This is a genomic window from Yersinia frederiksenii ATCC 33641 (genome assembly GCF_000754805.1).
Classification (GTDB): domain Bacteria; phylum Pseudomonadota; class Gammaproteobacteria; order Enterobacterales; family Enterobacteriaceae; genus Yersinia; species Yersinia frederiksenii.
Genome location: NZ_KN150731.1, coordinates 2,176,929 through 2,201,012, shown reverse-complemented (window position 1 = coordinate 2,201,012; position 24,084 = coordinate 2,176,929). Strand labels below are relative to the sequence as shown.

The following is a 24,084-nucleotide window of genomic DNA, read 5'->3' as shown; positions in this document are numbered from 1 at the left end:
GAAACGGCATTCCTATTTTAACGTCATCCCTTCCCCATGAAAGTGATCTCTTCGAACATTTCTAAAATTGTTTGTACTACAATTATGATTACTCTGACGAATTGCCATTGAGGGCTTTGCTATGACTGCAATTGACATAATGTGGGTAGGGCTTGGAGGAGGGCTCGGGTCACTTTTACGATGGTGGCTAGGACTCGGTGTTGGCAAAGTATATAAAGGCAATCTTCCCCTCGGTACTTTTCTCATCAATATTTCAGGGGCATTCGTTATTGGCTATCTGAGTATTCTTTTCAGTATTGACTGGCGTGATCGTTATGGCGATTTAATAAATGCTGCGGTGTTGACCGGTATTTTAGGCGGCTATACCACCTTTAGTAGCATGCAATTAGATGCGGCAAAACTGGCCACCGCTCAAGGCAGAGCAATGGCTGCCGGATATCTGATTATTTCTGTATTGCTTGGTTTAGCCGCCGCGGCATTCGGTGCCTGGCTGGCTTATTGAGCATAAACGATTCTATTAATCGGAGATAATTATTATGCCGAATCTTATTATTCTGGTTTTTATCGGTGGCGCTTTTGGTGCCATGTGTCGTGAATTAATTATGATGTCAGTACCCAGACTGGCCGATGGCTTCCCCATGGATATCTTTGCGGCCAATATCATCGCCGCATTTTTATTAGGGTTGGTCACCTCTTGCTTTAAAAACGGTAAAATTAATCAATATGTCCATCTAATGGTGGGAACCGGAATCATGGGCGGGCTTTCAACATTTTCCAGTTTTGTTTTTGGTGCCGTCGAAATGATGAAAAACCCAAGCGAAGTTTTCGTTTCAATCGGCTATTTGATCGCCAGTCTGATTGTCGGTTTTATTGCTGTCGAATTAGGTTTAATGGTGGGGCCAAAAGAAAAGCCGAAAGACCCACAAGCCGTGACTGAATAAACATATCGCTGTTTGCAGCAGCCTCGCAGAGTCGCCGCTCTGGAAGGGTCGAATCACTGAACGTCACTAACACCCCTGATATATCAGGGGTGCAGAGTATTGAATTAATCCAGTTTTTGGCAATTACCAAAGAACATCTCAGTAATTAGTTCATTATTAATGGTATCGCCATTCAGGGTTCTAACCAGCAACTCACTGCCTAATAATGGTAGAGAGAAGACCATACTAGGTTCAACCCGTTTAACTTTCTTCATATTTTCGGTTTCATTCACCAATGCTAAGGTTTTGGTGGATTCACCGGCGATTTCTTTAGCGGCCAGAATGGTGAAAGCATTATCGGCATCACTGTCACACAGTGCGATAATATATTTTGCTTTGTCGGCCCCCGCTAACTTCAATGTTACCACTGAAGAGGGGTCGCCCTCGATAATATCCGCATCAGATGGATAATTCTGTTGACTACCTACAGCACAAACCACCGTGACTTCATCACCGCGTTCTCGTAGGCCGTTATACACATTCAGTGCCAGAGAGCTGGTGCCCACGATAATAAAATGATTTTTACGTTCCACGTCAGAGGCCCTACCTTTAACTATACGTTTAACATTATTACTGATTATCGGCCCGGCAATAGAAGAAACTGAAGCAGCAAAGACAGTAATACCGGAAATAATCACCGTAAGGGTAAACATTCGTGCCAACGTGGTATGTGGGATAATATCCCCGAAGCCCACTGTTGACATACAAACAACCGCAAAATAGAACGCTGTCGGTAAATCGGTGACGACTGGCGCGAATTCATCGCCGATATAAAGTGTGCCCAGCATGCTATAAACGATCAGTGAAGCGATACTAACAATAGCAAGAAACGTTCCGCTACCGAGGCTATAATAATTAAATTCCCGCCAGTAAAATATCAAGGCGACAATAATCACAATGGAATAAGTCGTCAGTGTATTGTGATCTTTTAGAATAATGATATTGATAGAAACGATGGTAAATATCAGTAACACCGTGAAAAACCAGGCTATACGGGTTTTCATTGATAGGGCAACAGCCATCAAAATCAGTACAAAACCGATCATAAACCGTGGAATTTCAACCAACTCAAGAAAACTCAGCGTCTCCTTCCAAGTACTAAACTCATTTGTTACTCCTGAAAAGTGGGTGATAGCCCGGAAAAGTACTGGACTTAAAACCAGATATCCATTAATTGCCACCAGGATAGCCAGACAATGTGGTATCGATAGCCTAGATTTAATTTTCTGTAATATCTTCATCAATAGAGTAACTAAAATTGTTATAGGTTAATTGATTATAGATAAAAACTCAGATAATTCATGTTAAAATTAAATTATTTTTGATGAAAATCAAGTAATAAAACCACCTAATATCAGCGAAAAACATTACATTAATAGGGTGTAATTATCATCATGATGATATACAGAATGGCAGTCATTCTTTAAAGCTACTTTTACAGTTTGTAAAGTTATGCATACTGAATCATGAATTTAATAATAACCTTCATCATTGGCATTAGCGTCCCTTATAACTAATAATATAAAGGTACTCCAGCAAGTAATAACGCCGGAGTCGTCATCTCTGAGTGATATTTATCACCCTTAGTTTAACTCTGTAGATTTCTAACAGACAAATAAGGAATTAAGCATGTCCTACAAATCACTTCGTAATATTGCATTGACTGGTTTATTGCTTTCTGCTGCCGCGACGACTTTTGCAGCCACCCCGACAACGACTAGCGCAACAGCGACGACCCCGAGTGATATGACCTGCAAAGAATTTCTGGATCTGAATCCTAAATCATTTACTCCAGTAGTTTATTGGGTACTAAATGATGATACTCAATATAAGAAAGGCGATTATGTAGACTTTCACGAGACCGACACTATCGTGACACCGAAAGTGGTCGAAGTGTGTAAAAAGTCCCCTGAAAGTAAACTGTCAGAAATGAAACAAGATATTTTAAATTTCGCTAAGAAACATCATATGTAATCTGAAAAGGTCAATATGACAAATAAGGCACTCATTGATGAGTGCCTTATTTTACGGTAAAAAGTTAACTACCAATACTCAATTTATCATAGCCACGAATATAATAATTAACGACTGAAATTAACCAACACAGCAGGAACATCCCAATAATCCAGTAACCTATTTCACCTAAATTCTCACTGATATTATTAATCGGCGTCCAAACTCCTCCAGTTAAATTAAGTTTATCTGCAATGAGTCCTAAAGCCTCAATACCGCCGATAAAGAAAGCGATGATAACCGACGCTGCGGTGATAGTAATGTTGTAATACAGTTTTCGTACCGGTTTAGAAAAGGCCCAGCCATAAGCACCAATCATCACAAAATTATCGAGCGAATCAATCAAAGCCATACCAGCAGCAAATAAAATCGGGAACAGCATTATTGACCATAAATTGATACCGTGACTTGCACTGGCGGCGGAGATCCCTAAGACACCAATTTCGGTGGCAGTATCAAAACCTAAACCAAATAAAAAACCGACCGGATACATATGCCAGCTTTTATTGACCATGTTAAACACGCGCCTGAAAACTCGAGCGAGCAAGCCACCATTATTAGTCAGCAGTAGGTCAAGCTCTTCATCTTTATACACATGACCCGCTTTGACCTGTTTGAACTTTTTATACACTGAAATCAAGATGGTTAAATTAAGAAAAGCAAATAATAGCAAAAATACCGATGAAACCAGGGTGCCAATTAATCCCCCAATCTCATGGAACCACTCCATATTATTTTTAAATGCCATCGCGGTCGCAGCAATAGCCAGTGAGGCTAATATCACGATAGTTGAATGACCCAGTGAGAAAAACGTTCCGACCGCAATCGGAGTCTTCCCCTGCTGCATAAGTTTTCGAGTGACGTTATCAATAGCAGCAATATGATCTGCATCCACGGCATGTCGCAAGCCAAAACTATAAGCCAGAAACGCCATGCCCATTAATACCGCATTATTATTAAATTCAGTAAAAGCCCAAAACCACGCCAGCCCGTTAACGACCAATAAGCCAATCAGCAAATAGATAGCGCGACGTTTCGTTTTTGGCTCACCAAAGGCGCTACGTTTCTCTATTTCAGTCGCCATGTGTGTACTCCAGAATAAAACGCTATTGTCTATGGGCTGGCATGACATCTTTATTCGGTACCAGGAATAACCACGAAGCCAGAACAAAAGGCATCGTCAAGGTAGGAATGCCGATAGGTGACAATAAGATGTTGAGAGCACCCTGTACAATTACCGTAAAAATAACGCCAATAATGGTATAAATCAAAACACGCCAACTGGGTTTATTAAAAGTTGAACCTAATGCGATAGCCGTCAATACCGCACTGAAAGCATAAAGTCCAGTATCAATACTGGCAGGATCAGCCCCCAAAAATATGGCGGTGAAAAGTGCCAATAACGACCCACCCAGAGCAAACACCGCCGCCCAGAGAGAGGCAATGGACAGCCCGATGACAAAAATAATGCCACCGACCAAGCTACTTAATAAGAAGACTTCAGAGACACCATTAAACATACTGACAAAAATATTGCCCGCTGCGGGTGCTCCGGCATCTAAAACAATTTGATGGGGTAGCACCGGTGTGGGTAACCCACTGCTATGTAGTCCGGCAAAGGCATAGCTGGCCAGTAATATCATCCAAGTGGTAAGAACAAAAGGTGCAGTTAATGCCGCCACTTTCCAGGTTTTTAAAATATCAGCGATACAAACCATAACAATCACTGACACAATGCTCCCCAAAACAATACAAGCCCAAACTACCGGTGTAGCCACCAAAAATGTGGGTAATGCCACTCCGACCAGGCACCCGTTATAACCATATAATCCCGAGCGCCATGACTGGCGGTCACGCATGGTTAACCCGGTTAATGTCGCAACCACAGTGCCCAGAACACAGCCATAGGCCACCGCCGGATTGCCCTCACCATAAGCGCCGACAAATATCGCAATAAAGAAGAATAACCCCGTCAGCGGGTTATTCTGGAACATAACCTGAGCACAGCCGCGCAGCGTTGTATCGATAAATTCAATGAAGACATTTGAAGCACTCAGTTGTGCCCAGCCGGATTGGTTGCCCGTTTTCGCATTCATTTTTTTACCCTTCTTACTGGAAGCCGCAGCGGTGTTCGCTGCACTCGTTCCCTGAATCACTTACTGATGTAGCGATGGTTGACTGACATGAGATGACACTTCAGCGCCATAAGAATTTTTCCGGCAAAGTTATGCCGAGAATTTCCTCACGCGCTATTTTCCAGAACTGCCGTATTTCAGCCTTAACACCAGCACTGTCGATACCCAGTGCTTTAAACACAATGCCGCAGTCATTTGGCAAGCGAGTTGCCCCACTGGCGATCCCCCCCTTGATATCGAAATGGGCGGGCACTCGCGCCAGAATTCGCTCATGGTGCTCTTTGGGCGTTAATAAAATCACATTGCCAAATGCATCAAATGATTGCATTACGCCAGTGGCATCAAGGCTCTCTGACTTTGGTTCCAATACATACTTCTCAACAAACAGCTCTTTACCTGCCAAATTGTGTGCCGCTACTCGCGATGAATAGACGTCAAAACCAAAGCGCTCATCCTCATGATGATACTTACGCCCGGACATCAGCACTTCTGAATAAATCGCTGTCGCCGTAGGATGAATGTGAATCGTGGTCTCCGTAATAAATCGAGAATTACGATGAGGGATGAGTGGGTCCGGCATAAACTCCAGATACCCCCCCTCTTCCACCGTGAAATTCTGTATCTGTGAAGCATAATTCGCATTCATCATGTGAACTTTGGTCGCCGACTGTGTGGTGACATGAGCACAAGCCCCCGCCTCCACCAGCACATCCGTGGCCAGCCGGTCTCCTTGCAAAATACAGCCCGACGTTGAAATCATGGTGACACAAGGTAATTGCGGCATCTCTTCATCCCAGTACAACGCCTTTTGCACCAACGACGGCACGCGTCTTTCCATTTCCGCCAAAATACTGCGATGTTCACGTTTGGCAAATCTCAGTTTGAGATAGCCACTTTTCCCTATTGCCCCGCTACGCATTTGCGCCGGTTCGTCCTGATATTTCGCTAATTCCGGCGCGTTAACACCTAATGCGTGAGCACGAACCCGTGAAGGAGTTTCCACGATATTCTGGCTCTGCGATGTCATGCATGCTCTCCTTGCGGCTGTACGTGAGTAAACAGGAAGTCGCGCATAATCATATCCACCAGTTCTTCAATACCTTGTCCGGTTTTACAGTTGGTTAGGATATAAGGACGACCGCCGCGCACCACTTTAGTATCACTCTCCATCACATCCAAACTGGCACCGACATAAGGCGCGAGGTCAATTTTATTGATGACCAGAATATCTGCCTGCACCAAACCAGGGCCATTTTTACGCGGAATTTTTTCACCTTCAGCCACATCAATAACATAGATATAGAAGTCGGCCAGTGCCGGGCTGAAGGTCAGTGTCAGGTTGTCGCCGCCACTTTCAATCATGATAAGGTCGCTCTCAGGAAAGCGCTCCTCCATATCTTCTACCGCAGCGATATTCATACTCGGATCTTCACGCACCGCAGTATGCGGGCAAGCCCCCGTCTCCACTCCGAGGATCTTCTCTTCATCCAGAATGCCTTTCAGGGTGCGTTTTACCTGCTTGGCATCTTCGGTAGTCACGATGTCATTGGTAATAATCAGTGGCTTAATACCCCGTTTAATCAAAATAGGGGTAATCACTTCAATAATAGCGGTTTTACCTGAACCTACCGGGCCGCCAATACCTATACGAGTTATCTTTTTACGTTTGTCAGTTGAATGGCTATTCACGGGATAATCCTCTTTATTGCAATCTGATGTTGGTCTGTACTCGGTCGGCAGAAAAACCCAGTATTCAGAATTCATTCTTATTAATTACTAAATAAGCGGACGTGCGCTTTCACATGCACCGCCGCCAAAACATCCACAATGGGGACATAAGAAGACATCTGCTCAATATCGCCAATCTCGGCAACATCACAGAACTTCTCAATATCATGATTTAATTCAAATAAAATATGTTGGGTGTCGAAATGGGTAACGCGCATCAAACGCATAGCCGCACTTAAAATCGTCATCGCTACACCATATTGATGCATCACGACCACTTCCCGCTGCCCAATCCCTTGTGCTGCCATCACCACCGCCTGAGTCACGGGATAAGTCCCGGCGGTATTACCACTCTTTATCTGCTCTAGCCACCAGCTAATCAGTGGATGCTCCACCACATGAATGGACATCTCAGCCAGTTTTTTCCCCATTCGGGTTGCCATCAGGCGGCTTTCTTCATTTAACTTGCGGTTATTGACGGCCCAATCAGCCCGGATAATACCGTCGCGATCATCGGCGACTACTGCTCTATGAGCAGCGACAACCCCCATTCCATCACAGCTAGCGGCCTGCTTTAGCGCCGTGAGTACAAAGCCTTTTAGTGTTAGCACGTCATGCACCACCCCGGTCTGGATAGCCGATTCCACACCATTGGAAAAGGTAAAGGCCCCGACCGGCAGTACGGAATCACCAAATTGCATGATACGAATGAGATCTGATGCATTCATTGCGGTGCCCCCCTGCCGGATCAGTGTTTATGATCGTGGTCGTGATCAGCGTGGCTGTGACCCTGGCCACTATCATGGCTATGTGAATGTCCATCGCCGTGAGAATGAATGCCGTGAATATGTAAACCGGAACCATGCGGCTCATCCAGAGGACTGGCCACATGCACATGGGTATCAGTGTCTTCTGCGCCGCCAAACAGTAGCCGGGCTTCAGAATTGCTGAGTAATGGCAGAATCTCTTCCCCTTTAACAAAACGGAAAGGCAAATGTTGGAAGCCATGAGTTCTCATGACAGAGTCCATCATGGTGGTGGCAACGGTCAGAGGCACAAAAACCTCATTATTTTTAGTGACCGCTTTCCAGTGCTGGTTGCCCAGCGCATGTCCAAGCTCAAAGCAGGTTTTGATCAACTCATCCGGTGAACGGCTTTTCAGCTCGCTTAAGTCAATCACCATCACATCACGCAAATTGATTTGGACCACGACAGCGACATGGGTTTTTTCATCCCATGCCAGCACATCACCATCAGCAAGAACAACGTTTCGGTCGAGAGAAATACCGAGATCCAGACCTTGGGTACTGGATTTACGGCAGCGGCTTTTTTGCGCCTCCCGCTGATCCAAGACCAAGATATCGAAAGTGGCATCTTTGAGCTTTGTCTGCCAAACCGGATCTTTTTTCACATTGCCAAGAATGTGCTCTATCAAAATCATGTTATTGACTCCCTGCGACTGTCAGTTGCCCACAGTAATGAAATCCTTTTCTGTGCCATTCATCCCAGCAATTGTTGATCGCCCCATCCAAAAGCCAGATGACACTTACTATGGGCAAGCTGAATGCTTATATAAACTGGATTTGCGTCCAGACTCATCTATTAGCCAAAGAAGTAGCGCTGGTTCATTGCCGCTGTATCAATAGGCTCACAGGTGGCATGCACGCCATCCACTTTCACCGCAAAGGTTTCTGGATCCACTTCAATGTTTGGTGTTTGGTCATTGCGTACCAAATCGTATTTAGAAATAGTACGACAGTTCTTAACGGCAATAACCTGACGATCGAGTCCAGCTTTCTCTTTCACACCATCATCAAGTGCAGCCTGAGAAACGAAGGTGACGCAAGTGTCTTGCAGTGTTTTGCCCATCGCACCAAACATTGGCCGATAGAACACGGGTTGTGGTGTTGGCAGTGATGCGTTAGGGTCGCCCATTGCTGCCCAATTGATCATGCCACCTTTGATAACCAGCTTAGGTTTGGCACCGAAGAAGCGCGGGTCCCACAGCACCAGATCGGCCATTTTGCCCACTTCAATGGAGCCAATGACATGGCTGACACCTTGTGCAATAGCCGGGTTAATAGTGATTTTTGCCACATAGCGCAGTACGCGGAAGTTATCGTTACCCGCGGCATCTTCTGGTAATTTGCCGCGCGACGCTTTCATCGCATTGGCTGTTTGCATAATGCGCAACCAGTTTTCCCCGACACGCCCCATGGCTTGCGAGTCACTGGAGAACATGGAGATAACCCCCATATCGTGCAGTACGTTTTCTGCGGCGATGGTTTCTGGGCGTACACGGCTTTCAGCAAAAGAGACATCTGCAGGCACATTTGGGTTGAGGTTATGGCACACCATAATCATGTCGAACAGTTCAGCCTGACTGTTAATACCGTATGGCAAGGTTGGGTTGGTTGAACTTGGTAGCACGTTAGGTTGGCTGGCGACTCGGATGATATCCGGTGCATGGCCACCACCCGCCCCTTCGGTATGGAAGGTATGAATAGTGCGGCCTTCAAATGCATCAATGGTATCTTCCACATAGCCGCATTCGTTCAAACTGTCAGTATGCACGGAAACCTGAATATCCATTTCATCCGCCATCCGCAATGAATGGCGGATAGCGTTCGCAGTCGCCCCCCAATCTTCGTGGACTTTATAACCGGCAACACCCGCTATTGCTTGTTCGATAAGAGGACCGCGCCCGTAAGAGTTACCTTTCCCCAGAAGACCGATGTTGACAGGCAGACCTTCGATTGAACGCAGCATCTGACGAATATTCCATGGGCCTGGCGTCACAGTCGTCCCATTCGTCCCATCGGTTGGGCCAATTCCCCCACCAAAGAAGGTGGTCACACCATTGGATAACGCATGATAAGCCTGCTGTGGAGAGATAAAGTGAATATGGCTATCAATACCGGCAGCAGTGAGAATCAAATGCTCGCCTGAAATGGCATCGGTACTAACCCCAACCACCATACCCGGTGTCACGCCGTCCATCACACCAGGGTTACCACTTTTACCAATACCGGCAATTTTACCATCGCGGATACCGACATCTGCTTTAATCACCCCTAGGCGGGCATCAACAATGGTGACGTTGGTTATCACTAAATCCAGTACACCGTTATCGCGGGTCAGATGGTTATTCGCCCCCATCCCATCACGCAAAGACTTACCACCGCCATAAACCGACTCGTCACCATATCCACGCAGATCTTTTTCGATTTCAATAAATAGATTGGTGTCACCCAAACGTATTTTATCACCCGTCGTTGGGCCAAATAGACCCGCGTATTCTTGCCGAGAAATTTGAGGCATCTGTCGCTCCTTTCTTTTTCCGGTGCGTGTAACAGGCTACTTAATTACACGTATGCGAATTTCGATGATTTTCATTGAGATAAGGTGTTATTTAGATGATGATTTGAAACCACGTGCCGCTGCTCGGCGGATAGCCTCGAGCTTATCCGGGCGTTCACTATTAGGAACGACACCCTCACCGGTCCAGCCATCGACCAGGTTATTAAAACCATACAGTGTTTGCTTGCCCCCGAAAGGAATAAGCGAAACTTCAGTTTCATCACCGGGTTCAAAGCGGATTGCGGTAGTTGAGGAGATATTCAGTCGTTTGCCATAAGCCGCGGTACGATCAAACTCAAGTGCGCGGTTAGCTTCAAAGAAGTGGAAGTGGGAACCCACTTGGATTGGCCGGTCACCGGTGTTACGGACTTTAACTTTGGTAACGGGTTTATTCTCATTAAAGGTGATCGGCTCATCAGCTAAAATGCAGCCACCGAGGGGGATATTTTTTTCTGTGGTGCCTTTTGTGCTAATGCCTTTAGTGCTAGTGCCTTTCTTTGCGCTCATGCTTTAATCCTCTGCAATATTCAATTCAGGTTTTACTCGCATGCTGCCGTTACTCATGACCATCTATTATTTAATGGGATCGTGCACTGTGACCAAACGGCTACCGTCAGTAAAAATCGCTTCAACCTGAACATTCGGAATCAGATCAGCTACCCCATCCATCACATCATCTTTAGTGAGAACTTTGCTGGCTTCTTTCATGACATCTTCAACGGATTTACCATCTCTGGCCCCTTCCATTGCAGTCACTGTAATAATAGAAACGGCTTCCGGATAATTGAGTTTCAAGCCACGCGCTTTGCGTTTGAACGCCACATCAGACAGCGTGTAGATCATGAGCTTTTCAACTTCTCTTGGGGTGAGCTGCATAAGCCCTCCTGTATCTGGTTAAGAAAGTTAAAGTGAGAGTAAGAAAAACAACCTATAAGCTCTAAAACTTGTCTATAAAGCGTTATCCCTTGTTGTTACTGATAAAATAGGCCCTGGAGCTTGTTTCAGAATTTAACTGTATCCTCCTGTATTCCTGCCCGCTCCTTCATTCGAATTCTGATACTACATTTTAATTACTATCAATCTGCTGCCAGATATTTATTCGGTAACCTTTTCTGCTGCACAACTGACTGAAAACGACTATTCATCTATCACATAGCAGATAACTACAATGGCAAATAACAATATTATCTCGTTGAATTTTTTGTATGATGATTTTTATGGGTAGGTATTTTCTACCGTTTTTAGTTATCTCAAGCAATACTAAAGTCGTGCTTATTAATATTTGTTTACTGAAAAAGAAAAGTATGACTCTATTTATCAACAGTAATAAACATGGGGATGAGCCGGTTAATCGTTTGCCTTCTATGGCTGATGTCATAGCTAGTGAGCCCCTTTTTTCCAAAACAAGATTTTAGTATGATTTTTTGTAGCAGAGATGGCTATAAATCAAGGGTTTGCTATAAAAAAACATCTTTAACCAATATAGTCCAAAACCTGAAAAATTCATCATTAATTACAAATTTAATATGCATGACTGTATATCATTTACATTTAAAATGATTTTTTAAATTAAAATCAAATGGTTACAAATTTTATTTAAGGGGTTTTTATTTATCGAAAATAAAGTATTACGGCCCTATCTGATTAGGGTTTTATGCTAGTAAAATACGAGTATATAGATGAAAAACCTAAGTAAATCTGAGGTGAATTTAACCTCACAAAATAGCACATGCCAGATTGAACAGCAAAACCGCCTTCTGGATTAAATTTGTCACTGCCGAATATTTATCTATATCTCAATTTATTAATTTAAACCTGTCTATCTGGCATATTAATTATTATTAACTTTTTATGGCAAAACGTTATCCACCCAGTTAAGAATAATATGACCTTAATCAAGGTATTTATAATTTGAAATAAGATAAAGCCTTCTTTCCAGCATGAGATTATCACGCTGAATTATTATTTCGTCGTTAACTCTTAATGCTACACCTATTAATAATTACTAATAATCATCCTATTTTTATCATCGCCAAACCAAGATGGGGTCTAATCTGTGGTCTTGGATAAAGAGTCTTTTCACTCTCTCTTTCGGGTATCCATATCCGTGAACACACTTTCTCTAATAACGATTTGTTGTGACTGAAAATAATTAACCCCAATGGACGACGAGCGGTCTCTTCGAGTAATACTTGCCAAACTTGCGCTTGAATATGAGCATCCAGTTGTGCGGTCACTTCATCCGCAATTAAATAACGAGTTCGAGGGTCCAATGCGCGCAACAAGGCAATTCGGGCCAATTCTCCCCCAGAGAGCTCATCGGGTCGACGTTTTAGCCAATCCGGATTAACCACCATCCGCTCAAGCCACCGGGCATCTGGCTGCCAGGCATCATGCAAACTCTCACCGGTGGTCCGGTAAGGGTGAAAGCTCTGTTCCGGGTGTTGAGGAACCAATTGAACTGGGCAATACCCTTTTTTAGCCAGTAAAGCCCCGCCGACTCGAATTTGACCTGACGTCGCCGACTGCCATTGTGCCAATACTCGCCCTAAAGTCGTTTTACCAAAACCACTGGGAGCTGAAATACCTAACCGCTCTCCCGGCATCAATGAAAATGAGACAGAATCCCACAGCCGCTTCCCACCTTGGACAATGGTCAGATTATCGACGCTAAACATACTCTGCCACCTCCGTTAACGACTGCGCCTGGCTAACAAATTGTTGCTCCGGCAATGCTGCCCACAGTGATTGCAACCATAGGCTGCCACCGTTATTTTTCAATTCATCGGCGCTCAGTGTCTCGTGCAATTCACCTTGGTGTAAGACCGCTATTTTGTCGGCGAAACGCGCTGCTAGCGCTAAGTCATGGGTTACCCATAAAATTCCGCGCCCTTGCTGGCAAAAAGCACGTAAATGGGTGAGTAACTGACAGGCATGTTCTTCATCTAACCATGAGGTGACTTCATCCGCCAAGATATAGCGGGCATTCGTCAGTGTCGCACAGCTAGTAAGTACTCGCTTTGCCATTCCCCCAGAGAGTTGACGAGGGAAATCATGTACCAAGCCCGGTGCGAGGTTGTAGGTTTGCAATTGCATGGCGACATCTTCCAGCCGCAGTTTTACCCCACTGAGTTGTGCTGCCCGGGTCATTTGCGAGCCAACTTTAATCAAGGGATTCAGCGCACTCACCCCTTGAGGCACGTAACATAAGGTTTTACCGCGCCGCTCGATTTTGTCCTGAGCACATAAAACCTCTCCATCAAGGATAATTTCACCATGACAGCGCATATTATCTGGCAACAAACCCAAGACACTTTGCAGTAACAGGCTCTTGCCCTCACCACTGCCACCGACTAGCGCGACCAATTCCCCCGGATTCACTTCCAGCGAAATATTACTCAGCAAAGGGTGCCAGGTTTTTCGCCCTAGCCAGCGATAGTGGGCAACATCAATGGCAAAGCTTGAAAATTTCAGCATCAGGCTATCCTCACCCAGAGTTGTTGCAGTGATCGGGCAAACTGGTCAAAAATCAATACCAAACTCACCAAAATCAGGCCCGGAAAAAATGCCAGCCACCATGCTCCACTGCTCAGGTAGCGCAGTGCATCGGCCAATAATATCCCCAACGACGGCTCATGAGGTGACAAGCCAAACCCCAGAAAACTCAATGCCGCACTGTGTAACACCGCATGGGGGAACATCAGCAAGGTGCCAACAATCCATTGTGGCAGTAATAACGGTAGCAGATGATGACGCCAACGGTAAAAATTACTATTACCTAGCCGATGAGAAAGCATAACGTAATCGGTTTCACGAATACGTAAGATTTCGGCACGCAAAATCAAGGCAAGCTTTGGCCAATGGGTTAATGCCACCGCCAGAATAACACCGTGTTTCCCCCCACCTAACGTGAAGCAAATCAGCACCAATAGTAGTAAATGCGGCAATGCCAGCATGCTATCAATCAGCCCACGAATAAGATAATCCAGCGTTTTATTGACCGCACTTAAACTGGCAGCGAGCATCGCCAACAGGCCGCTGACAAAAGCTGCAATCAAACCAATTTGTAGGCTAGTGGTCATGCCCTGGAAACAGCGCAGCCACAAATCGCGGCCTAAACTGTCGGTACCAAACCAATAAGACAGAGAGGGCGGTTGGCGACGAGCCATTAAATCCATTGGTATTTCAATAGGATATATTGCGTAGCCGTAGACAATTAAAATGGTTAATAGCGCTAGGGAAACGAAGAGTCGGAACAAAGCCAGATTTGGGTTATAAGTCATAATTGCCGTGCAGCCCCCCGATTGAGGCGGTGTAACAGTGCGTTGGCAATGCTGTTACCGCAAAAGACCAAAATGGCGCAAAACATCACAATCCCCATCAATAACGGGATATCACCGTGCAAACCGGCATCAATGGTGGCCTGCCCTAACCCTGGGTAAGCAAAGACTTTCTCAGCCAATAAAGATCCCCCCAATAATTCACCCACCGAGGCAAATTGTAAGCACAGTGCGGGGGTTATGGCATGGCGTAAAATATGAAAATTAACCAGTGACCAGCCTTCATCACCTTGCGCCTGGGCATAGCGGATAAACTCACTGTTCATCACTTCGGCCACTCTGGCGCGAGTATGCAGAGCAATATTCCCCACCCCCAATAATCCTAAGGCGAGCATAGGCAACATGAGATGATGCAGCTTGTCGCTCCAACTGGCGGTCTCAGCATTACTTCCCGGAGTCCATGCACAACAAATGGGAGCCCAATTCAGTTTCACGGCAAATAATGACAGCAGCAATAAGCCAATCCAGAACGTGGGTAATGAAGCCAATAAATATGACAAAGTTGAAATCAGGCGATCCGGCCAGCGATTTAGGTAGCGCCCGGCAGTCAGCCCCAGTAATAGCCCAACAATGCCAGAGAATAGCCATGCCGAAAATAGCAATGCAAACGAGGTAGCAAAACGTTCGCCGATAACCTGAGAAACCGGCGCGTTGTACAGCATTGAGTAACCAAAGTCTCCTTGTAAAACTTGGGTAAACCAATGCAGAAAACGCTGCCATAAAGGCAAATCCAGCCCCCAACGTGCCGCAATCAGTGGATACTGCTCCGGTGGGACATGCAGTAACTCACTGCCAATATAGGCACGTATCGGGTCAACAGGGGAGAAACTCAGTAGCGTAAAAGTGCCCACAGCGGTGATCAGCAGTAGGCAAATTAAACGCAAGGCAAATAGTGAAACGCCCTTCATTACTGACAGGTCCATTTCCAGCTATCGAGGCTATTGAGCAGTGACCAGGAACCGTGGATCTCAGGCGCCCCCTTGCCGAGATCAACGCAACTATTAGCCAGGTAAGTGTGTTGGATATTCAATAACCACGCCCATGCCGCATCGCCACGAATACCTGCACCGGTTGTACCATCCCAATCCACTTGTTGCCAAAATGGCACCGCTTGCTCCCAGGTTGGGGCATCCAGCGCTTGTTGCAGATGTTTATCCACTACCGGATTCTGATAGTAGCCAGGATTATAATATTCCACACCGGCCGCCTTACTGCTGTAGTGATGATACAGCTCCATCGGATCGAGGCTACCCCAACCAAACAGTGTCGGGTTGGCGTGCATATTCCGTTCGACGGTTTCCCAACTGCCGGATTTCAAATCAACATCAATACCAATAGGTTTCAGCATTGAGCGCATCGCCTGCGCCAAATCACGCCGTGTGGTATCGCCGCTGGTATACCAAAGTGTGATTTTAGCAGGAATACCATTTTTCTCTCTGATGCCATTACTGCTCACTTTCCAACCAGCCTGCTCCAAAATCTGCTTGGCTTTTTCAATATCACCGTCTTTGATGACAGAGTCTGGATTATTCCATGGTAACCCCTGCACGCCGGTATAGGCTGGAACGGCATGGCCTTCCATGATTTGGTCAGCCAGTAGCTGGCGGTTGATGGCATAGTTAATGGCGCGGCGAACAGCAACATCGGCGGTGACATCATTACCAATGGGATAACCATGCGCATCCTTTTTACCCGCAGGTGTCGTCGGGAACACAATGCCACGGTTCTCCACGCTCGGTCTGACCCATAACTTCATGTTATTAACCGGGCCTACTGCCATCGAGGGAGGAATACGCACTACGCCTAATTGGCCGCTTTGCGCTGCGGCAAAAGCACTGTCTTCATCCAGGAAAACAAAAATCAGTTTATCGAAATCATTTTTATTTCCCGCATAATACGGGTTAGCTTCCACGATCATTTGTTGACCCGGCTGGAAACTCACTAAACGATATGGCCCGGCACCAATTGGCTTTTGTGCATAGGTCTTAGCATCGTATTTATCCGCTGAAACAATACCCAGTGACCCCAAGACGTTCACAAAGGTACTTTGTGGCGCTTTCAGTTGAATCTGGATATTAAGAGGGTCGATCTCCTCAGCTTTGAGGAAATTACCCATATCAACTTTACCGCCGCTGGCTGCCGCATTGTTGTAGGTAAACACCACATCTTTCGCGGTCAGGGGCGAGCCATCAGAGAATTTAAGGTCGGGTTTCAGCGTCAGTAACCACGTTTTACCATCGTTGCTGGTTTTATACTGGCTCAGTAGAAAACTATTCCAACTGAGATCTTCATTTTGTTTCAGTAACGGGCTGTGCAGCAGCAGATAACTACCATGACTCCACCCTAACATGGGGTCAAAGCCTTCCGTCGGTTCATCACCGATAGCCAACTGCAATGTGTGAGTTGCAGCACTAACCGGAATAGAAAAAGCACTCAATAAAGCGACGGTCAGTAAGCTATTCCGGAGCCATAAACGTTTAGACATGAATCATCCTTTGATAAATTAGCCAGCAAATATAGGTCATTGCCAGTCAGAAAAAAGATTCAACAAGCAATTAAGCGTAGCACTAAACAATAATATGGGTAATAGACACCTAATTTAACGCTAATGACTAATTTTCCCCATGACAATTAGAGTTTTAAAGTGTTTATGTGACATATATCAGTTTTAGATGAGGAAAATCAAAAAAACCAAGCCAAAAATAAAATTAATAATAAATAAAATTGATCTACATCTATAGATATGACAAAAAGTACAATTAAAATTTCGAAGACAATTTCTCACACGCGAATATATAACAAGATTTACCTATTGTTTCTTTGCTATCAAGAGATAATTCCTATAAGAAAGTCAGTTTACTGTTTTTATCAAGATGACTAATTAGTCATTAAGTGATTAAATTGTTATTTTCTTAATTGTAATAACCAGACAGAGCATAGAATAATAAGGCAAGTTTCAATCAGAGGTTAATATCCACTAATCGAAACCTAAGCATAATAGAAAGGAGAATAGAGTGATTCAGTAGTCATTCCTGGGCATAGGAATTCTTTAATGCCCAACCCAGGATAGATTTTTTTATTCACCACCCAGCATCGAACGTAAAATTGCACCGGCCTCATTCGGAGGCAGTTTCAATATTTCACTATACATATCGATGGCCATATCACAGATTTTTTCTCGATCCACATCAGCGCTTGCTGGGTTTGAGAACATGTGCAAATCATCACCGTATTGCTGCTGCATTTGCTCAATAACAATATTAAGTTTGCTCTCATACTCTTGATTTTTTGGCTTTATTACTTCACCGGTTGAAGACTCGAACAAACGATTAACTGAATCAAGATCACGATCTAGCAGCTCTCTGGGTAGAACTTTCGTGGTATTCACACCACCGCTAACTTGTGGAAACAACGCCTTAAAACAGAGTTTTTCACTGCGATTATTGGCCTGATAATAACGTAACTCTTCCAAAATAATCTTCATATAGTCGATCACGTTTTCATCAGATGCTCGCTGAATTCGCTGCACGGTTAACTCAGCGACAGATTGTTTCATTTCATCAATCAGTTGTTGTTCAGAATGCCCTGCATTCTTCGATTTAATAAAGTTGTCGATCAGCTGGGTATAAAGGGCTGGCTCTTGTTGTTTGAGTGTTCGGAAGACAGGGAAGCTCTCGAGTGATTGTTCTATTTGAGTGCGTTCATTGCCACGTAGCCAGTTCGGATTATTATATTGGTAATAAATAATATTCCCTATAACTATGGGGATAATAAACCATAAAATAGCACTAATCGTACTCAATTTATTTCTGTTGCGTAATGTTGTTGTAACAATACCCAGAACCGCTGCTACCCCTCCAGATACCAAGACCTCCGTCCAATTCACAGCTAACTCCTTTATGTGTTATATATTAAATTTATGAAACTATTTAACAGCAATCTATATTAAAATCTTAATATGCATGGTGCCATAGGAATGATGGTAATTCACAGATAATGCTTAAAAATTAGTTTTATATGTCATCTCGTAAAAATAAGCGCTAAACGGCAACTCATAAAGAGCATGAGTGTTTTCCAGTAGCTGAGGAAGAGTTCTCGATTCGCAACGTAAATAATCTTCTGTCGGATACTCGCGTTGGCAGTAACCTCGCGGGCTATCAATAAAACTCATCTTTGGCGTGCGCTTTAGCACCAACACTTTCCCCTCATCGGCACCCTGCTGCGGTTCAATGAAAAAGAAACTAAGCTGTGATACGACCGCAGTCATGCCAATAGCCACTACGACTACCCACAGATAAACAGAACGCATACAGAATTCCTGCAATAATTAAACCGCCATTACTCTACCAGCTAACTCATCATGAGTACCAAGAATAATAGCGGGTAATCGCCAACATAAGGAAAGCTATGCGTTTTATATCACAGTAGAGAAACTCAACTCTGGCAGCCGCAGCTCACAGTCCCATTGACTTGATCAACCGAACTGTTGTTAGCATAGTTCAGTGGCAAGCCCTCATCACGCCAACCAGTAACACCGCCAATCATCTCTTTAACCGCAAAACCGAGTTGGCTCAAGTTTATTGCTGCTCGGTGAACTCCATTGCAGTGTGGCCCAGCACAATAAACGACAAATAATGTCTCTGTCGGGTAATGTGAAAGCAGCGAGGTATCCATTAATCGATGAGGAATATTAATTGCTCCTGGCACATTCACTGCTGCAAATGCTGCCTCACTGCGCACATCCACTAAAATAAAATCCACGATTCCTTGCTGTTGACTGGTATAGACATCCGAGCAATCCGTTTCATACGCCAGGCGCTGAGAAAAATGCTGCAATGCTTGCTTAGAAGAGGCCGGTGGTATTTGGCTAACTAAACTGCTCATTTGATTTCTCCACTAAATATTGTGAAGCATCACTTTAAGAAATAGCATTAGCCGATTACAGTGGCAGAAATGACAATAAACCACTGAGATACGCCAATGAATCATTCAGCTACTCATTACCCTAACCCCCCGATAGAACAAGATCCGGGGCGGGTCGCGATATTGGCCTATGATGGCCTGTGTCTGTTTGAGTTTGGTATTGCACAGGAGATATTTGGGCTGGCGCGTCCGGAATTTAATTTCCCTTGGTATCAGTGCCAAGTGGTTGGCGTGGATAAAAACATCTCAACTGCCAATGGTGGCCTACATATTCAGGTTGATGCCGGTATCGACCAATTAGCGCAGGCTAAAACCATTGTTATTCCCGGATGGCGCAGCCCTAATGCTCAGCCTTCATTGGAACTTATTGAGGCATTGCGGCAAGCAGTCGCGCGCGGCACTCGTATTATCTCCATCTGTTCTGGTGTGTTTGTTTTAGCGGCGGCAGGATTATTGCGGGGGAAAAGTGCGACCACACACTGGCGCTACACTGATTATCTGGCACAGCATTATCCCGATATTCATGTCGATGCTAATGTGCTGTATGTCGATGAAGGGCAAATCATCACTTCGGCGGGCAGCAGTGCCGGTATTGATGCCTGCTTACATCTTATTACCCGTGATTTTGGCGCTAAAATCGCCAATCAAGTGGCCCGGCGCTTAGTTATGGCACCACTTCGTCGAGGAGGACAACAACAGTTTATTCCAACGCCAGTGACCAAAGAACCCTATCGAGATATGGCAAAATTGATGGAGCGAGTGCGTGAAGAGCTGGCGAAAAATTGGACTATCAGCCAGATGGCTGCAGAGTTAGCTCTCAGCGAAAGGACTTTTTTACGTCGCTTTGCCGCCTCTACCGGTCAAACACCAAAAATTTGGTTACAACACGAAAGAATGCATGCAGCAAAAGAATTACTGGAAAGGGATCAGATGAATATTGTAGACGTTGCCGAATATTGTGGATTTCAGACGGTTGAAGGGTTTAGAAATGCATTTCGCCAAACCGTTGGTATTACCCCTGCGGTATATCGGCGACAATTTAAATATAATTAGTGGTAGTTATCTCATACGAATAAAATATATTCGAGATCTTAGAAAACAAAAAACCCCGCCTTAGCGAGGTTTTTTTGGTTGTTGGCAACTTTAATTAAAATCACCAACATTAAATCTAACCTAGATCAGATTTAATTACAGCGAAACATTAATTGCAGTAAGGTAAATTACAGTGCAACTACGTTTACAGCTGAAGGGCCTTTCTGGCCTTGCTCGATGCTGAACTCAACGTTCTGGCCTTCATCAAGAGTTTTGTAGTCAGTCCCCTGGATTGCAGAGAAATGCACGAAAACATCTTTGCTGCCGTCAGCAGGAGAAATAAAACCAAAACCTTTACCAGCATCAAACCATTTTACTAAACCAGTCATTTTAGTAGACATAGAGGTATTTCCTTCATTATTAGTGCCAAATTTTGGCAATTGAGGTCTGCTTATCAAGAGTTACTTATGGGGGCACTAAAGAAGGAAATTCGTCGGAGAAGTGATGTCTAAAAATATCGCTTTAACTAGGAACTGCTTTACTTAAATGGCTTACATAAATAGGTCTGTGCTACAAACCGATGACGCTATTAACGCATGCTGAGAGGGTAATAGCAAGGCTTATTTATTTTACACATTAATGAATGATAAAAACAAATCACTCATTAATTATGATAAAACCACGGGTAGCCTGTCATTGGATTGGGTTCCGTGCCGTTAATAAAAGACAAACTCTTGCAGATGAGGTTATGCTCAGATTTCGCTATACTGCCACTGAAAATCGGAAGCCGTCATAAAGGAAAAGCAATGACAATGCGTGAGCTTGAAGTAAAGTTTCTTAATGCAATGAGTGAGTTGCAATCAACTTTTGAGAAGCAGCACCAGACATGGCAGGTAAGCTACACAGCACTGCAACATGAATTGGAGCAGTCAAAAGCGCGGGAAACTGCATTGCGTGCTAAAAATGACATGTTACTTAGAAAACTCAACACCGCGAATACCTTGCCGGAACAACATTCGCTGGTTAGGCAGATCAAAGTATTGGGTGCGCATCTTGATGCCTTGGCAAAAGATGCCGCCGCGTTTAATCATCATCTGAATAATCAGCAAAAAAATGGCGATAATTTCAGTGGCGATAATCAGTAGATATTGGGTTGATTTTATCTGTACCGGCGATTCAACAGCCCGATAATTTTACGTTGTCAATTTCACCTTTTATGGCGCAAAGAAACACTACATGACGTGGATAATTATTGCTGTTTTGATCGTAGTTTTTATTGTGGGCTATCGTGTATTGACCTCAGATACCCGCAAAGCCGTGGACACATTGGCTAATTTACTGAAAATAAAACCCATTTATATTGAATCAATGCTGCAAGAGATGGGGCAACGTCAAACGCAGATGTTTATTCGCTCCACCAGCAATGGATATGCCGAAGATGTTAGAAAAGCGGCTTATCTGGTTTTTATTTATCAAACCTTTATCAAAGACCCTTCCGACGAAAATGTGATGCAATGGCGAAATACGCTGATTCGCTCACACATATCCCCGCTGCTAACAGCCGAGCATACTGAAGCCGCGCTATTCTATTTTGCCGAGCTTGATTTAGATGCTTTTGAATTGGCGCAATTCCGCCGCAATTATAATCTGCATTTTAACCAGGAAGCGGACGCCGTATTGCACTAGTGATGACATTACGGCGGATGAAATTTATTGCGGCAGGAGGGACGAGAAAACTGTCTAGAACATACTGTTCAAGTAGCGCAATAACATTTCTCTTGAGCTAAAACCATGGGCAATACCGTAGCGATCTTCAGCTTCACCCGCTAAATAGAGCGGAAATTCGACATACTTATCACTGATACGAAGTGTAGCCGTTGGTGTAGCAAATAATAAGCTTTTATCTTTCTGCGCTGGGTGGATAATCAATGCTGTCCTGCCCATACGGGCTTCACGGTTAACATACACGTAATGCTCCGCTTTCCGATAACCGTAAGCCTGATCAACCGTATAATCTCTCTCAAAGCCGGCATTCTCTAGGACTTTAGCCACTTCATCTGGCCGTAAATACATTTATTTCCCCTCTTTTTAACTCCAATTGAGCGACCTTACCGCAATAAATAAGGGAAACCACGATTTTATTGGCTCAAAGCAACTATTTCGGAATAGTCTACACCCCAGCAAGCCGGGCAGCACAGCTAGTGGCAGACTGAACGTCAGATAGCAAACGAAGAATCGACAGGATGCATTTAGTGATTTGGCGAGTCGTCAGTAGCGTGCTATTAGCCAGCACGGGAGCAGAATCAGCAGACATATGCAGTGCTCAAACAAAATAGAAAGTGTTATTCACCATACCCGATAAGTTTGCAGGCTGAATCAGATTTGTATAATAAAATATTATTTGCCTGCTACTTTGTGTCGGTTGACAGTTGCTGTTCACGCCATTGTGAGGGTGTCATACCCTTAACCCGCATGAACTCGCGGTTGAAGTTGGATTTAGTCTGAAACCCTGCCTCCAGCATAATATCGACCACCGGTAATTCAGTTGTCGACAATAGCTTCGCTGCTTGGTCAATCCGCAACTGGTTGACATATTGCGAGACATTTTGCCCAGTTTGCTGATTAATCGCCTGCGACACTTTGCGCGCGGGCACCCCCACTTTACGCGCTAACTTAGACAAATTAAGCTGACTGTCTAAATAAAGATTATTTTGTTTTAAGGTCAATAAGATAGCAGAAAATAGTTCCTCCAATGCTTCATTATCCGGCTTATTGTCTATTATTCCCGCTTCAGCCGGTACCTCGGAAATCGATTCCCCACGACGCGCGCTAGTCGCCAGCGTGTAGCACATCACCAGTGTAATCAATAGATTACTAAAGCTGACGATGACTCCGGCCTGATTTCCGGCAAATAAGGCATAATCCACGCTAATGATGATATCCGCCATCCCGGACCCTATGAGTAAAATAGCCATCAGTAACCATAAGCGATAACTGAGCCAGCTTTTTTCCAATGAAACCTGCTGCAAACGATCCTCGCCAAGGCGTAAATAAACCAACACAGCAAGGCCATATGCCACATAGCTAATAATGACGATAGCATCTAGCCACTGTGGTGCCAGCCACACACAGATTAGGGTACCCATGGGAGCTAAACTGTGTTTCCACTCTTGGCTAATACCCACACTTCCTTTCGCTGTACTCAATAAAGCTAAATAGGTCAGTGGCGGAATAGTCATGGCAACTATTGGTTGTAGGCCATTGAATAGCGCCAAATGATAACCATAGCGCAAACCAATCAGGCCACTTTGCAGCGCGCAAACCAGCAATAACAGCAGCAAAAACACACTCTGCCGCCCGGTTTTAATTAAATGATAAAACAGACCAATACATAGAATGGATAGCAGAAAAGAGACCGGAATTAGCGGCATATCTTTGCCTTAACAAATAGATATCGTGAATAACTGTTTCGCAGTGTAGACAGCCAGATGGTTGAAAACAAGCACGTTCCGGGACTGGATCATGATCGAGGTCGCTGCAACATCTCGCCCCTCTTAAGGTGGTGAAGAACTC

General features: G+C 44.6%; 27 protein-coding genes. 6 read left to right on the top strand and 21 right to left on the bottom strand.

Annotated features, from left to right (window positions below):
- Nucleotides 1–121 precede the first annotated feature (121 nt).
- A complete protein-coding gene (locus DJ58_RS11950; RefSeq protein WP_032911690.1) occupies nt 122–502 on the top strand; it encodes a fluoride efflux transporter FluC in 381 nt (126 codons plus the stop codon).
- A gap of 34 nt (nt 503–536) precedes the next feature.
- Nucleotides 537–941 (top strand): fluoride efflux transporter CrcB, encoded by a 405-nt coding sequence (gene crcB, locus DJ58_RS11955; RefSeq protein WP_004711567.1) that lies wholly within the window; start codon nt 537–539, stop codon nt 939–941.
- A 104-nt stretch (nt 942–1,045) separates the two neighbouring features.
- On the opposite strand, the gene kch is transcribed toward crcB, so the two are convergent.
- Nucleotides 1,046–2,221, bottom strand: a complete 1,176-nt coding sequence (kch, locus tag DJ58_RS11960) for a voltage-gated potassium channel protein (protein ID WP_032911691.1) — start codon at nt 2,219–2,221, stop codon at nt 1,046–1,048.
- Between the two features lie 388 nt (nt 2,222–2,609).
- Here kch and hdeB point away from each other — a divergent pair, with 388 nt between their 5' ends.
- Nucleotides 2,610–2,954, top strand: a complete 345-nt coding sequence (gene hdeB / locus DJ58_RS11965; protein ID WP_004711572.1) for an acid-activated periplasmic chaperone HdeB — start codon at nt 2,610–2,612, stop codon at nt 2,952–2,954.
- Between the two features lie 64 nt (nt 2,955–3,018).
- Here hdeB and DJ58_RS11970 read toward each other — a convergent pair whose 3' ends face one another.
- From DJ58_RS11970 to DJ58_RS12050, 17 genes are all read right to left on the bottom strand, one after another.
- Nucleotides 3,019–4,077 carry a HoxN/HupN/NixA family nickel/cobalt transporter gene (locus tag DJ58_RS11970; RefSeq protein ID WP_004711575.1) on the bottom strand — a complete coding sequence of 353 codons (1,059 nt, stop codon included), beginning with the start codon at nt 4,075–4,077 and terminating at the stop codon, nt 3,019–3,021.
- A gap of 22 nt (nt 4,078–4,099) precedes the next feature.
- Nucleotides 4,100–5,089, bottom strand: a complete 990-nt coding sequence (yut, locus tag DJ58_RS11975; protein ID WP_032911692.1) for an urea transporter — start codon at nt 5,087–5,089, stop codon at nt 4,100–4,102.
- 100 nt (nt 5,090–5,189) lie between these two features.
- A complete protein-coding gene (locus DJ58_RS11980) occupies nt 5,190–6,155 on the bottom strand; it encodes an urease accessory protein UreD (protein ID WP_032911693.1) in 966 nt (321 codons plus the stop codon).
- Nucleotides 6,152–6,817: an urease accessory protein UreG gene (ureG, locus tag DJ58_RS11985; RefSeq protein ID WP_004711580.1), complete on the bottom strand. Its 666-nt coding sequence runs from the start codon at nt 6,815–6,817 to the stop codon at nt 6,152–6,154. The genes DJ58_RS11980 and ureG overlap by 4 nt, the downstream gene beginning before the upstream one ends.
- Before the next feature lie 80 nt (nt 6,818–6,897).
- Nucleotides 6,898–7,584 (bottom strand): urease accessory protein UreF, encoded by a 687-nt coding sequence (locus tag DJ58_RS11990; RefSeq protein WP_004711583.1) that lies wholly within the window; start codon nt 7,582–7,584, stop codon nt 6,898–6,900.
- 20 nt (nt 7,585–7,604) lie between these two features.
- Nucleotides 7,605–8,297, bottom strand: a complete 693-nt coding sequence (ureE, locus tag DJ58_RS11995) for an urease accessory protein UreE (protein ID WP_004711584.1) — start codon at nt 8,295–8,297, stop codon at nt 7,605–7,607.
- A 161-nt stretch (nt 8,298–8,458) separates the two neighbouring features.
- Nucleotides 8,459–10,177 (bottom strand): urease subunit alpha, encoded by a 1,719-nt coding sequence (locus tag DJ58_RS12000; protein ID WP_004711585.1) that lies wholly within the window; start codon nt 10,175–10,177, stop codon nt 8,459–8,461.
- Nucleotides 10,178–10,264: 87 nt separating this feature from the next.
- A complete protein-coding gene (gene ureB / locus DJ58_RS12005; RefSeq protein ID WP_004711588.1) occupies nt 10,265–10,723 on the bottom strand; it encodes an urease subunit beta in 459 nt (152 codons plus the stop codon).
- Between the two features lie 66 nt (nt 10,724–10,789).
- Nucleotides 10,790–11,092 carry an urease subunit gamma gene (locus DJ58_RS12010; RefSeq protein WP_002215288.1) on the bottom strand — a complete coding sequence of 101 codons (303 nt, stop codon included), beginning with the start codon at nt 11,090–11,092 and terminating at the stop codon, nt 10,790–10,792.
- A 1,136-nt stretch (nt 11,093–12,228) separates the two neighbouring features.
- A complete protein-coding gene (locus tag DJ58_RS12015) occupies nt 12,229–12,894 on the bottom strand; it encodes an ATP-binding cassette domain-containing protein (protein WP_032911695.1) in 666 nt (221 codons plus the stop codon).
- A complete protein-coding gene (locus DJ58_RS12020) occupies nt 12,887–13,693 on the bottom strand; it encodes an ATP-binding cassette domain-containing protein (protein WP_004711591.1) in 807 nt (268 codons plus the stop codon). Before DJ58_RS12020 ends, DJ58_RS12015 begins: the two co-directional genes overlap by 8 nt.
- On the bottom strand, nt 13,693–14,499 hold the full coding sequence (locus DJ58_RS12025) for an ABC transporter permease (RefSeq protein ID WP_032911696.1): 807 nt from the start codon (nt 14,497–14,499) through the stop codon (nt 13,693–13,695). Before DJ58_RS12025 ends, DJ58_RS12020 begins: the two co-directional genes overlap by 1 nt.
- Nucleotides 14,496–15,464, bottom strand: a complete 969-nt coding sequence (locus DJ58_RS12030) for an ABC transporter permease (protein ID WP_080544667.1) — start codon at nt 15,462–15,464, stop codon at nt 14,496–14,498. The genes DJ58_RS12025 and DJ58_RS12030 overlap by 4 nt, the downstream gene beginning before the upstream one ends.
- Nucleotides 15,464–17,041, bottom strand: coding sequence for an ABC transporter substrate-binding protein (locus tag DJ58_RS12035; RefSeq protein ID WP_004711592.1), 1,578 nt, complete (start codon nt 17,039–17,041; stop codon nt 15,464–15,466). The genes DJ58_RS12030 and DJ58_RS12035 overlap by 1 nt, the downstream gene beginning before the upstream one ends.
- Nucleotides 17,042–17,632: 591 nt before the next feature.
- Nucleotides 17,633–18,442, bottom strand: coding sequence for a hypothetical protein (locus tag DJ58_RS12040; protein ID WP_032911698.1), 810 nt, complete (start codon nt 18,440–18,442; stop codon nt 17,633–17,635).
- A gap of 114 nt (nt 18,443–18,556) precedes the next feature.
- Nucleotides 18,557–18,865: a hypothetical protein gene (locus DJ58_RS12045; RefSeq protein WP_004711595.1), complete on the bottom strand. Its 309-nt coding sequence runs from the start codon at nt 18,863–18,865 to the stop codon at nt 18,557–18,559.
- 125 nt (nt 18,866–18,990) lie between these two features.
- Nucleotides 18,991–19,440, bottom strand: coding sequence for a rhodanese-like domain-containing protein (locus tag DJ58_RS12050; protein ID WP_004711598.1), 450 nt, complete (start codon nt 19,438–19,440; stop codon nt 18,991–18,993).
- A gap of 96 nt (nt 19,441–19,536) precedes the next feature.
- Here DJ58_RS12050 and ftrA point away from each other — a divergent pair, with 96 nt between their 5' ends.
- Nucleotides 19,537–20,532 (top strand): transcriptional regulator FtrA, encoded by a 996-nt coding sequence (gene ftrA, locus DJ58_RS12055; protein WP_004711599.1) that lies wholly within the window; start codon nt 19,537–19,539, stop codon nt 20,530–20,532.
- A 167-nt stretch (nt 20,533–20,699) separates the two neighbouring features.
- Here ftrA and cspE read toward each other — a convergent pair whose 3' ends face one another.
- Entirely contained in the window at nt 20,700–20,912 is a 213-nt protein-coding gene (cspE, locus tag DJ58_RS12060) for a transcription antiterminator/RNA stability regulator CspE (RefSeq protein ID WP_032816455.1), read from the bottom strand.
- 405 nt (nt 20,913–21,317) lie between these two features.
- Here cspE and DJ58_RS12065 point away from each other — a divergent pair, with 405 nt between their 5' ends.
- Complete coding sequence (locus DJ58_RS12065) at nt 21,318–21,656, top strand: MbeD/MobD family mobilization/exclusion family protein (protein WP_032911699.1); 339 nt, start codon at nt 21,318–21,320, stop codon at nt 21,654–21,656.
- Nucleotides 21,657–21,747: 91 nt separating this feature from the next.
- Nucleotides 21,748–22,197 carry a DUF1198 domain-containing protein gene (locus DJ58_RS12070; protein WP_004711604.1) on the top strand — a complete coding sequence of 150 codons (450 nt, stop codon included), beginning with the start codon at nt 21,748–21,750 and terminating at the stop codon, nt 22,195–22,197.
- 54 nt (nt 22,198–22,251) lie between these two features.
- Here DJ58_RS12070 and DJ58_RS12075 read toward each other — a convergent pair whose 3' ends face one another.
- Entirely contained in the window at nt 22,252–22,584 is a 333-nt protein-coding gene (locus DJ58_RS12075) for a DUF2002 family protein (protein WP_004711607.1), read from the bottom strand.
- 335 nt (nt 22,585–22,919) lie between these two features.
- Nucleotides 22,920–23,942, bottom strand: a complete 1,023-nt coding sequence (locus tag DJ58_RS12080) for a helix-turn-helix domain-containing protein (protein WP_004711609.1) — start codon at nt 23,940–23,942, stop codon at nt 22,920–22,922.
- Nucleotides 23,943–24,084: the final 142 nt, after the last annotated feature.